Raw genomic sequence first — 12,057 nt, 5'->3', positions numbered from 1 at the left:
TTAATGGAATTGGTATAAATAAAGAGAGGTTCGGCACGGAAGCGCTTCCTGTGGCCTGACGAACCGCCGGGCTGGCGATTCAAGTCGCAGCTCTCTGAACCCAAACCACCTAAACTCCAAACGTAAAAAGCCCCAGTCTTTCGACTGAGGCTTCGGCTTCTTAATATAGTCGGTTAAGAGAGGCGCGGCAGGGCTCCCTGCGGACTGGCGATCCAGCCCACGGACCTCTTGGCACCAAATTATCTAAATTCCAGACGTAAAAAAGCTCCGTCATTTCTGACGCGGACGGCTAGTTGAGGCTTCTTAAGTGATCGGTGAAGAGACATTCTTTGAACATCAGGCGAACCCCACTTGGGTTCCAACCTAGTGATCTACAGATGAAAAAAAAGCTCATCATTTCTGATGAGCTTTCTTAAAGGTGGTCGGTGAAGAGGGATTCGAACCCCCGACCCTCTGGTCCCAAACCAGATGCGCTACCAAGCTGCGCTATTCACCGAGACGTTTCGTTTGATTTCTCAAACTGGGAACTTCAAAGAAGCTACCAAAATTAATGGGGTGGCTAACGAGATTCGAACTCGCGACCACCGGAATCACAATCCAGGGCTCTACCAACTGAGCTATAGCCACCACTAATTTTTTATATAACCGCTTAAAAGCGATTATTGAAATAATGGTCGGTGAAGAGGGATTCGAACCCCCGACCCTCTGGTCCCAAACCAGATGCGCTACCAAGCTGCGCTATTCACCGACTAATTTTGTATCGACTCTTGGGAATAATGAATCAACACTGGAAGCCGAAGCTACCGATATTTTGTAAAGAAAGAATGGGGTGGCTAACGAGATTCGAACTCGCGACCACCGGAATCACAATCCAGGGCTCTACCAACTGAGCTATAGCCACCATTATTTCTTTTTTGCCAATTTCTCACTTACCGAAGTAAGAGACCGGATGGCGCGCCTGAAAGGATTCGAACCTTCGGCCTTTGGCTCCGGAGGCCAACGCTCTATCCAGCTGAGCTACAGGCGCATGCCCTGTCGGCGGAGTGGAATAATACGTATATCACCCAATGCCGTCTAGTACTTTTTTAACTTTTTTTTCTGTTTGGTCTCTTTTTCGACAGTTAATATGTGATAAACCCCTTATTTGAGTACTACAACCCGCCACAGCTTATAAGTTGTTGTTTATTGCAACAACTTATCGGGATATAATCACCCATTATTTACATTGGTTTAACAGTTGCTCTTTGCTGGTGAAGCCAAAACACCCTCCAACACTATAAATTGGTAAGCACGTACTTACCTTGGGAATGTAAAGTGAGTTTAATGGATATGTCTCGTCGAATTTTAAGCGTTGTCATCGCAGTTTTAACCTTTTCAACTGGCGCAATGGCTTCAGGCCTTAGCGAAGCAGAGCAAGATGCAATTGCTGAACGCATCAAACCAGTTGGTCAAGTTTACCTAGTCGGCAGCGAACCAGTAGTCGCAGAACCAACAGGCCCTCGTGATGGCGCAACAGTTTACGGTACCTTTTGTATCGCTTGTCACGCATCTGGCGTAAGTGGCGCACCTAAAACAGGTGATGCTGGTGATTGGGGACCTCGTATTGCTCAAGGTCGCGATATCCTAGCTAACCACGCAATCAACGGCTTTAATGCAATGCCAGCGAAAGGTTCATGTATGGACTGCTCAGACGACGAAATCAAAGATGCTATCGAGCACATGATTGCTGGTCTGTAATTTACCGATCTGTAATTAAAAATACCCAATTCAAAAAAGGTGACCCTATGGTCACCTTTTTATTTGTCTCTATTTAATGCTTTCAGAACCAGACGCTACTTTTTGTTGAACATCGCACGAATATTAGCAATGTGTGCCTGTCCTTTTTCCATTCTTTCTTCAGCGGATTGTGGTTTCTTAACGCTTTCCCACTCCACATCATCATGCGGCAACTCGTCAAGGAAGCGGCTTTGTGTTGGCTTAATCAATTCACCGTACTGACGACGTTCACGACACTTAGTAAAAGTCAGCTCTTTCTGCGCTCGCGTAATCCCTACATACATAAGGCGACGCTCTTCTTCTACATTACCTTCATCAACACTGGTTTGGTGTGGCAAGATGCCCTCTTCGGCCCCCATCAAGAATACATACGGAAACTCTAGGCCTTTCGAAGCGTGCAATGTCATTAGTTGAACTTGGTCTGCATCGTCATTATCTTCCCCGCGCTCCATCATGTCGCGTAAAGTTAAACGTTGAACAACCTCTCGTAGCGTCTTCTCTTCTTTATCATAGTTGTCTCCTTCAAGGTCGGCCACAATCCAGCTATAGAGATCAGACACGTTTTTCATTCGCATTTCAGCGGCTTTCGGGCTTGGAGAGGTTTCGTAGAGCCAATCTTCGTAATTAATGTCACGAACCAAAGAGCGAACCGCCTCAACTGTATTACCACGCTCTGCATTATCCGAGATACGAACAATCCAATCGCTGAAACGACGCAGGTTTTCCAAACCACGGCCCGTCAGCGTTTGCTCTAAGCCCATTTCGAAGCTGGCTTCAAACAGGCTTTTACCGCGCATGTTGGCGTAGCTGCCTAATTTTTCAAGCGTAACTGGGCCAATCTCACGACGTGGTGTGTTTACAATACGCAGGAAGGCGTTGTCATCATCAGGGTTCACCAACACACGTAGGTAAGCCATGATGTCTTTAATTTCTGCTCTGGCGAAAAAGGATGTACCGCCTGAGATTTTGTAAGGCACACGGTTCTGCATCAAGGCTTTTTCAATCAAGCGAGATTGGTGGTTACCGCGGTAAAGCACTGCGTAATCTTTGTATTCTGTGCGATTCAAAAACTTGTGGGCGATGATCTCACCGGTAATACGCTCTGCTTCATGCTCTTCATTCTTAGCATTTAATACCTTGAGCTTTTCACCATCCGGGATCTCAGAGAACAGTGACTTCTCATAGACGTGCGGATTGTTGGCGATCAAGATGTTCGCTGCTCGCAAAATTCGACTGGTCGAGCGGTAGTTTTGCTCTAGTTTGATCAAGCGTAGGTTCGGGTAATCCTCACCTAGCAAAACCAAGTTTTGTGGTTTTGCGCCACGCCATGAGTAAATAGATTGGTCATCATCACCTACGACCGTCAAACGACCACGTTCTCCCACCAGTAAACGAACCAACTCATATTGGCTAGTGTTGGTATCTTGATATTCATCGACCAGCAAATAACGAATACGAGACTGCCAGCGTTCACGCACTTCTTGATTGGTTTTCAGTAGCAATACTGGCATCGCAATTAGATCATCAAAATCGAGTGCGTTATAGGCCTTCATCTGTTTCTGATACATCTCAAAACAGAATGCAAACAACTGCTCTTGTTCACCTTGAGCTCTTGCTTTCGCTTGATCTGGCGTCAGCATGTCATTCTTCCAATTTGAGATGGTACTCATCAAAGAACGCAGCAGATCCTTATCACCATCGATCTGTGTTTCGGTTAGTTCTTTAAGTAGAGCTAACTGGTCTTGGTCATCAAATAACGAGAATCCTGCTTTCAGACCCAGCGCTTTGTATTCTCGGCGAATGATAGTTAAACCCATGGTATGGAACGTTGAAACGATCAGACCTTTAGATTCACCTTTACCTAGAGTTTGACCCACACGCTCTTTCATCTCGCGTGCCGCTTTATTGGTAAAGGTTACCGCTGCAATATTACGAGCCTTGTAGCCACACTCTTGAACCAAGTAAGCAATCTTGTTGGTGATAACACGTGTTTTACCCGATCCAGCGCCCGCTAATACTAAGCAGGGGCCAGAAACATACTTCACGGCTTCATCTTGTCTTGGGTTCAGTCTCATTTGATTCTCAATTTGGTCTAGAGGGGCGAATTCAATTGCGCGCCTATAATAATGCTGCAACACCACGAATGCTACGTTCTCTTATACAAGATTTTTACGCTACTTGTGTAAAACTTTGTTGCACATGTGTATGGTTCTTGGGCTATAATGAATGAACGTTCATTCACTGGTGATGGAATAATGACAACTCATGCACCTCAGGATAAACGCCAACAAATACTTTCTGCCGCTGAAAAGCTCATTGCGGAGGTCGGCTTTCAAGGCCTTTCAATGCAAAAATTAGCCAAAGAGGCGGGAGTTGCTGCAGGCACTATCTACCGCTACTTCGACGATAAAGACCACTTGATAGATGATGTTCGAGTGCTCGTGACTCAACGAGTAGCAGATGCTGTTCAAGAAGGGGTTGATGATTCGGATCCAATTAAACAACGCTACCGTACTATGTGGTTGAACATATGGAACTTAGCGGGAACGAACTTAGCCGCGATAAAAAATCGGGTTCAATATGACTCACTGCCCATCACAAATAGCCTAAACTTCAGGGAACTAGAACGTAAAATGTTTGCCCAAGTTGAGCTGCTATTTAATGAGGGTAAAGAGCAAGGACTGTTTAAACCACTTGATAATGAAGTATTAAGCGGCTTGAGCTTAGCGGCTAGTGTATCTCTAGCGCGAAAGCATTCTTTAGGATTTTACCAACTCGACGAGGCAGAACTAGAATCTGCAATAGAAGCCAGTTGGGATGCAATAATTAAACACTAGATCGGAGTTTTGACCATAATGAAAAAGTGGACTTTCTTCATGTTACTCATCGCTGTACTTCTTTTCGGCAGCGTTATTGGGTTCAACATGTTCAAACAACAAAAAATTGCTGAGTATATGGCCAACCGCCCTGAACCAGAGTTTCCAGTAACGGTTACTGAAGTTCAGCCGATCGACTGGGTTCCAGTAATTGAAGCTATCGGCTTCATCGAACCTAACCAAGGTGTCACGCTAGCAAATGAAACCAGCGGTGTTATTGACCAAATCTCTTTTGGTTCTGGTACTGATGTTAAAAATGACCAACTTCTTGTTCGTCTTGATTCTGGCGTAGAAAAGGCAAATCTAAAGAGTTCTGAAGCTCGCCTGCCTGCGGCAAAAGCAAAATACAAACGCTACCAAGGCCTGTATAAGAAAGGTTCTATTTCAAAAGAAGCATACGATGAAGCAGAAGCAAATTACTACTCTCTATCTGCTGATATTGAAAGCCTAAAAGCATCTATCGAACGCCGTGAAATTCGTGCTCCTTTCGATGGCAAAGTGGGTATTCGTAACGTGTACCTAGGTCAATACCTGCAATCAGGTACAGATATCGTTCGTTTAGAAGATACCAGTGTGATGCGCCTACGCTTTACTGTATCTCAAACAGATATCTCTCGTATCAATGTTGGTCAGGCTATCGACATCTTTGTTGATGCTTACCCAGAGAAACCGTTTGAAGGCTCTATCAGTGCCATTGAACCCGCAGTAAGTATCCAAAGTGGTCTTATTCAAGTTCAAGCAGACATTCCAAACAATGATGGCAAGCTTCGTAGCGGCATGTTTGCGCGTGCTAACATCATTCTGCCTAAGCTAGAGAACCAAGTAACGTTGCCTCAAACAGCGATTACTTTCACTCTATATGGTGACAATGTTTACATCCTGACGGAAGAAGACGGCGTTCAACGTGTTGCTCAACATGTTGTAAAAGTAGGTGAGCGTACCGCTGAGATTGCACACATCCTTGAAGGCGTTAAAGCCGGCGATACGGTTGTAACTTCTGGCCAAGTACGTCTAAGTAACGGTGCCAAAGTTAAGGTTGTTGAAAGTGATGCAATCACTCCACCATCTGAAACACCTAAGCTGTAACTGGAGGCACAATGCGCTTTACTGATGTTTTTATTAAACGTCCAGTTCTAGCGGTATCCATCAGCTTTTTGATTGCTCTGCTTGGCTTACAAGCAATCTTCAAAATGCAGGTGCGTGAATACCCTGAAATGACGAATACCGTCGTAACCGTAACCACGAGTTACTACGGTGCAAGTGCCGATCTTATCCAAGGCTTTATCACCCAGCCCCTCGAACAAGCTGTGGCTCAAGCGGATAATATCGACTATATGACTTCTTCTTCTGTACTTGGTAGTTCTACTATTACCGTAAACATGAAGTTGAACACCGACCCGAATGCGGCACTGTCTGACATACTGGCCAAGACAAACTCGGTGCGTTCTCAGCTTCCAAAAGAAGCCGAAGATCCAACCGTAACTATGTCGACCGGTTCAACGACCGCGGTACTTTATATTGGTTTTACCAGTGATGAGCTCGTATCAAGCCAAATTACCGATTATCTAGAGCGTGTAATCAACCCGCAGCTATTTACGGTAAATGGTGTATCTAAAGTCGACCTATATGGTGGTATGAAATACGCACTGCGCGTATGGCTAGATCCATCAAAAATGGCAGCTGTTAACCTCACCGCTACTGATGTTATGTCGGTATTGGATGCCAACAACTACCAATCAGCGACAGGTCAAGCTACTGGCGAATTCGTTCTTTATAACGGCAGTGCCGATACGCAAGTATCAAACACTGAAGAGCTAGAGAACTTAGTCGTTAAAAGTGGTGAGGGTGAAATTATTCGCCTGTCTGACATCGCTAAGGTTTCTTTAGAAAAAAGCCACGATATTTACCGAGCGAGTGCAAACGGTAAGGAAGCGGTTGTTGCAGCAATTAACGCGGCACCAAGTGCGAACCCTATCAACATTGCCGCTGATGTCCTTGAGCTTCTACCTCAATTAGAGAAGAACCTTCCAAGTAACATCTCGATGAATATCATGTATGACTCGACTATTGCGATTAATGAATCCATTCAAGAGGTTATTAAAACCATTCTTGAAGCGGCATTAATTGTACTCGTCGTAATTACTTTGTTCTTAGGTTCATTCCGTGCGGTTCTTATCCCGATCGTTACTATCCCACTGTCTCTAATTGGTGTGGCTATGGTAATGCAGGCGATGGGCTTCTCTTGGAACCTAATGACGCTACTGGCAATGGTACTGGCTATCGGCTTAGTAGTTGATGATGCCATCGTTGTATTGGAAAACGTCGACCGGCATATAAAATTAGGGGAGTCTCCTTTCCGAGCTGCCATCATCGGTACTCGTGAAATTGCAGTACCCGTTATCGCAATGACATTAACGCTAGGTGCAGTATATGCTCCTATCGCAATGATGGGTGGTATCACAGGCTCGTTGTTTAAAGAGTTTGCACTAACCCTTGCTGGTGCTGTTTTTGTATCGGGTATTGTGGCGTTAACGTTATCGCCAATGATGTGTTCAAAAATGCTCAAAGCTCACGCCGAGCCAAGCAAGTTTGAGCAGAAAGTACATAGCGTACTAGACGGCATGACCAATCGCTATGAGCGTATGCTTGGCGCGGTAATGCAGCATCGCCCAGTCTTCATTGGCTTCGCTATCATCGTATTTGCAAGTTTACCACTGTTATTCAAGTTCATCCCTAGTGAGTTAGCGCCTTCAGAAGATAAAGGTGTAATCATGCTTATGGGTACAGCACCTTCGAATGCGAACTTGGACTACATGCAAAACACCATGAATGACGTAAACAGCCTTCTGTCTGATCAGCCAGAAGTAGCGTATGCGCAGGTGTTTACAGGTGTTCCTAATGCAAACCAAGCTTTTGGTATCGCATCAATGGTTCCATGGAGTGAGCGTGAAGCAAGCCAGTCTGAAGTAGCAAACCGTGTTGGTAACTTGGTGAAAGATGTTCCTGGTATGGCCGTAACAGCCTTCCAAATGCCAGAACTTCCAGGTGCAGGTTCAGGTCTTCCTGTTCAGTTTGTTATTACAACACCGAACAGCTTCGAGAGCCTATTCCAAATCACGACAGAGATCTTAGCCGAAGTATCGACAAACCCGTTGTTCGTTTATTCAGATCTTGATTTGAACTACGACTCAGCAACGATGAAGATCCATATCGACAAAGACAAAGCGGGCGCTTACGGCGTGACGATGCAAGACATTGGTATCACTCTAGGTACTATGATGTCTGATGGTTACGTAAACCGTATTGACTTGAATGGTCGTTCTTACGAGGTTATTCCTCAAGTTGAACGTAAGTTCCGTCTAAACCCTGAATCAATGAACAACTACTATGTTCGTGGCGCAGATGGTAAAGCAATTCCTCTAGGCAGTTTGATCACGATTGATGTTGTGGCAGAGCCTCGTTCTCTTCCTCACTTCAACCAATTAAACTCAGCAACGATTGGTGCAGTACCAGCTCCTGGCGCAGCCATGGGTGATGCGATCAATTGGTTTGAAGACATTGCAGCAACTAAGCTACCAAGTGGTTACAACCATGACTACATGGGTGAAGCACGCCAATACGTGACAGAAGGTAGCGCACTTTACGCGACCTTTGGTTTAGCGTTGGCTATCATCTTCTTAGTATTGGCGATTCAGTTTGAATCTCTAAAAGATCCACTGGTTATCATGGTATCTGTACCACTGGCGATTTGTGGTGCCCTAATAGCTCTGGCTTGGGGTGCGGCAACGATGAACATCTACTCGCAAGTTGGTTTGATCACCTTGGTCGGCCTGATTACCAAGCACGGTATATTGATCTGTGAGGTAGCGAAAGAAGAACAGCTACACAATCACAAGACTCGTATTGAAGCGGTAATGGAAGCGGCGAAGGTTCGTCTTCGTCCAATCCTGATGACAACGGCTGCGATGATCGCGGGTCTAATCCCACTGATGTACGCAAGTGGTGCGGGTGCGGCTCAGCGTTTCAGTATTGGTATCGTAATCGTTGCAGGTCTAGCGATTGGTACTATCTTCACACTATTTGTACTGCCAGTGATTTACAGCTACTTGGCTGAAAAACACAAACCTCTACCTGTATTTGTTGAAGACAAAGACCTAGAAAAGCTAGCTCGCGTCGATGAAGCAAAAGCAGCGCACAGAGAATTAGCTGATAATAAGTAATCACTAAGTCGTAATAACAATAAAAAGGCTACTTCGGTGGCCTTTTTTTGTACGCCATAGGCGACATCTCAAGTGTGATTAAATAGAATAGTGATAAATATTCAGGAGTTTTAATTGATATGTTTGATCCAAAAAAACTAGAGCAGATTGCTAAGCAGATCCACGATTCTATGCCTCAACCAGTAAAAGAGCTTGGTTCAGACGTAGATCAAAAAGTTCGTCAGGTTATCCAAGGCCAACTGAACAAGCTAGACGTTGTAAGCCGTGAAGAATTTGATGTTCAAACACAAGTACTACTACGCACTCGCCAAAAGCTGACTGAAATGGAACAAAAGCTAACGGACTTAGAAGCAAAGATTGCCGACAAGTAAGCGTAAAGCAAGAAAACTGAAAGGGTTGGTGTGAAAGCACCAACCCTTTTGTATTTCTGAAGATCAATCAAGAACTGAAAGTCGACGAAGACCTATCAAACAATATTCATTTGATTGATTTTTAAAACTTTGTTACTAAAAGCAAAAAGGCTTGGTCAACGGCGACCAAGCCTTTTTATTAGATGTTGTGTTGCTTATTTATAACTCCAACCTGTAAGGAGTTAGTGATACTGCTTCGCTTTTTCTGCAAATTTATCAGTATCTAAGCGACTAATTAACCGCCTACAGCGATACGCTTCATGTCGCTCATGTAGCTACGTAGCTCTTCACCAATGTACTCTACAGGGTGGTTACGGATAGCTTCGTTTACTTCAATTAGCTTAGCGTTATCAACTTGGTTAGATGTTTCACCTAGACCGCGGCCGATTACGTCAGTTGCTACTGAAGGCATGAACTTCTCACGTAATAGCGGTGTGGCTACGTTAGCGAATAGGTAGTTACCGTACTCAGCAGTATCTGAGATTACAACGTTCATTTCGTAAAGACGCTTACGAGCAACTGTGTTTGCGATTAGTGGAAGCTCATGTAGAGATTCGTAGTAAGCAGACTCATCGATGATACCAGATGCAGTCATAGCTTCGAATGCTAGCTCAACACCGGCACGAACCATAGCAACCATTAGGATACCGTTATCGAAGTACTCTTGCTCTGAGATTTCTACGTCAGAAGTTGGGTAGTTTTCGAATGCAGTTTCACCTGTCTCTTCACGCCAGCCTAGTAGGTTCACGTCATCGTTCGCCCAGTCAGCCATCATAGTGCTAGAGAAGTGACCAGAGATGATGTCATCCATGTGCTTGTTGTAAAGCGGACGCATTAGGTCTTTAAGCTCTTCAGAAAGCTCAAACGCTTTAACTTTAGCTGGGTTAGATAGACGGTCCATCATGTGAGTTACGCCACCGAACTTAAGTGCTTCAGTAATCGTTTCCCAACCGTATTGTAGAAGTTTACCTGCGTAGCCAGGTTCGATGCCATCAGCAATCATCTTCTCGTAAGATACGATAGAGCCGGCTTGTAGCATGCCACATAGAATTGTTTGCTCACCCATAAGGTCAGATTTAACTTCAGCTACGAATGAAGACTCTAGGCAACCTGCACGGTGACCACCAGTACCTGCAGCCCAAGCTTTAGCGATATCCCAGCCTTCGCCTTTAGGGTCATTTTCTGGGTGAACAGCGATCAGTGTTGGAACACCGAAGCCACGCTTGTACTCTTCGCGAACTTCAGAACCTGGACACTTAGGTGCAACCATTACTACAGTAAGGTCAGCACGTAATTGCATGCCTTCTTCAACAACGTTAAAGCCGTGAGAGTAACCAAGAGCAGCGCCTTGCTTCATTAGAGGCATTACTGTTTCAACAACGTTTGTATGTTGCTTGTCTGGAGTAAGGTTGATAACTAGATCTGCTTGAGGGATTAGCGTTTCGTAGCTACCCACAACAAAGCCGTTTTCATCAGCGTTTTTGAATGATTGACGCTTTTCATCAATTGCCGCTTGGCGTAGAGCGTAAGATACGTCTAGGCCAGAATCACGCATGTTCAGACCTTGGTTTAGGCCTTGAGCACCACAACCAACAATTACGATTTTCTTACCTTCAAGATATTCAGCTTCTGTCGTGAATTCTTCACGATCCATAAAGCGGCAACGACCTAATTGGTCTAGTTGTTCACGAAGGTTTAATGTATTGAAATAGTTAGCCATTCTAGGGCACTCCTTTAAAAATAAGTCCGTAAGGTCGATATCTCTCTATCGAATGACTTCATACTAAAACAGACACTCCGTTGCTGAAAGTGATATATTCACAATTAGTTATTGCAATAAATGCAACATGGAAACGATCGCAAAACATGAACATAAAATCTCTACAATTATTTATACATTTATGTGATAGCAAGAGTTTCAGCAAAACCGCTGCTGCTATGCATGTCAGTCCTTCAGCACTTAGTCGTCAGGTACAAAAGCTTGAAGAAGAAACGGGGCAAGAATTGCTTATCAGAGATAACCGCAGTGTTGATCTAACTCCAGCAGGAAAGCACCTATTGCCAGTAGCATTAAGCATCGTTGGAGAGTGGCAGCAATACAATCTTCACCTGAAAGGTGGTGAGCAAGAACTTAAAGGTGAAATTCGCATATTTTGTTCGGTAACGGCTAGTTACAGCCACCTACCTGAACTCATAACCGAATTCAGAGCTATTCATCCGTACATTGAATTTAAGCTCTCTACAGGCGATCCGGCTCAATCTATCGACAAGATTTTAAATGATGAAGCAGATATTGCTATCTCAGCGAAACCAGACATTCTTCCCTCAAGATTAGAGTTCGAAACCATCAGCGATATACCACTGTCAGTCATCATCCCATCCGGTGTGAGTAGTTTTAGCCAGCAGCTGCAATCAGATAAACCAAACTGGAATGAAGTACCTTTTATCATCCCAGAAGCAGGTACTGCACGAGAACGTGCGAACGCGTGGTTCAAAAAGATGAAGATAAAGCCCAACATTTACGCTCAAGTATCAGGTCATGAAGCGATCGTCAGTATGGTTGCCCTTGGTTGTGGGGTTGGTATTGCTCCAGATGTCGTCATCAACAACAGTCCTGTGAGAGATAAAGTCGACCGCTTAAAAATAGAGCCAATCAAGCCGTTTGAATTGGGAGTGTGCTGTAAGCGATCGCAGTTAGAAAATCCGTTAATTAGAGCATTTTGGCAGGTAGCTGAAGGTAAATACCTCCAAGACTAGTAATACCAATTCCATTAA

At 44.5% G+C, this 12,057-nt stretch carries 8 protein-coding genes and 5 tRNA genes; 6 read left to right on the top strand and 7 right to left on the bottom strand.

Annotated features, from left to right (window positions below; translation table 11 throughout):
* Nucleotides 1-419: 419 nt before the first annotated feature.
* The 5 genes from AACT19_RS25400 to AACT19_RS25380 form a co-directional block, all read right to left on the bottom strand.
* A tRNA-Pro gene (locus tag AACT19_RS25400) sits at nt 420-496 on the bottom strand.
* 55 nt (nt 497-551) lie between these two features.
* Nucleotides 552-627: transfer RNA gene (locus AACT19_RS25395), tRNA-His, on the bottom strand.
* 44 nt (nt 628-671) lie between these two features.
* Nucleotides 672-748: transfer RNA gene (locus AACT19_RS25390), tRNA-Pro, on the bottom strand.
* 77 nt (nt 749-825) lie between these two features.
* Nucleotides 826-901: transfer RNA gene (locus AACT19_RS25385), tRNA-His, on the bottom strand.
* A 49-nt stretch (nt 902-950) separates the two neighbouring features.
* Nucleotides 951-1,027: transfer RNA gene (locus AACT19_RS25380), tRNA-Arg, on the bottom strand.
* 296 nt (nt 1,028-1,323) lie between these two features.
* On the opposite strand from AACT19_RS25380, the gene AACT19_RS25375 reads away from it, so the two are divergent.
* Nucleotides 1,324-1,737, top strand: coding sequence for a c-type cytochrome (locus AACT19_RS25375; protein ID WP_004735792.1), 414 nt, complete (start codon nt 1,324-1,326; stop codon nt 1,735-1,737).
* 95 nt (nt 1,738-1,832) lie between these two features.
* Here the strand turns inward: AACT19_RS25375 and rep are convergent, their stop codons facing one another.
* Nucleotides 1,833-3,851 carry a DNA helicase Rep gene (gene rep, locus AACT19_RS25370; RefSeq protein WP_004735791.1) on the bottom strand — a complete coding sequence of 673 codons (2,019 nt, stop codon included), beginning with the start codon at nt 3,849-3,851 and terminating at the stop codon, nt 1,833-1,835.
* 180 nt (nt 3,852-4,031) lie between these two features.
* Here rep and AACT19_RS25365 point away from each other — a divergent pair, with 180 nt between their 5' ends.
* From AACT19_RS25365 to ubiK, 4 genes are all read left to right on the top strand, one after another.
* The gene (locus AACT19_RS25365) at nt 4,032-4,613 is read left to right on the top strand and encodes a TetR/AcrR family transcriptional regulator (RefSeq protein WP_198137852.1); all 582 of its coding nucleotides are present in this window, start codon (nt 4,032-4,034) and stop codon (nt 4,611-4,613) included.
* Between the two features lie 18 nt (nt 4,614-4,631).
* A complete protein-coding gene (locus AACT19_RS25360) occupies nt 4,632-5,738 on the top strand; it encodes an efflux RND transporter periplasmic adaptor subunit (protein WP_004735789.1) in 1,107 nt (368 codons plus the stop codon).
* Between the two features lie 11 nt (nt 5,739-5,749).
* Complete coding sequence (locus AACT19_RS25355; protein WP_065682892.1) at nt 5,750-8,872, top strand: multidrug efflux RND transporter permease subunit; 3,123 nt, start codon at nt 5,750-5,752, stop codon at nt 8,870-8,872.
* 119 nt (nt 8,873-8,991) lie between these two features.
* On the top strand, nt 8,992-9,243 hold the full coding sequence (gene ubiK / locus AACT19_RS25350; protein ID WP_004735787.1) for a ubiquinone biosynthesis accessory factor UbiK: 252 nt from the start codon (nt 8,992-8,994) through the stop codon (nt 9,241-9,243).
* A 274-nt stretch (nt 9,244-9,517) separates the two neighbouring features.
* Here ubiK and ilvC read toward each other — a convergent pair whose 3' ends face one another.
* Entirely contained in the window at nt 9,518-11,002 is a 1,485-nt protein-coding gene (ilvC, locus tag AACT19_RS25345) for a ketol-acid reductoisomerase (protein ID WP_017077813.1), read from the bottom strand.
* A gap of 146 nt (nt 11,003-11,148) precedes the next feature.
* On the opposite strand from ilvC, the gene ilvY reads away from it, so the two are divergent.
* Complete coding sequence (ilvY, locus tag AACT19_RS25340) at nt 11,149-12,039, top strand: HTH-type transcriptional activator IlvY (RefSeq protein WP_054548024.1); 891 nt, start codon at nt 11,149-11,151, stop codon at nt 12,037-12,039.
* Nucleotides 12,040-12,057: the final 18 nt, after the last annotated feature.

It is taken from the genome of Vibrio sp. 10N.222.47.A9 (genome assembly GCF_963872585.1).
Lineage (GTDB): Bacteria > Pseudomonadota > Gammaproteobacteria > Enterobacterales > Vibrionaceae > Vibrio > Vibrio splendidus.
This window is presented reverse-complemented; position numbering and strand designations above follow the sequence as displayed.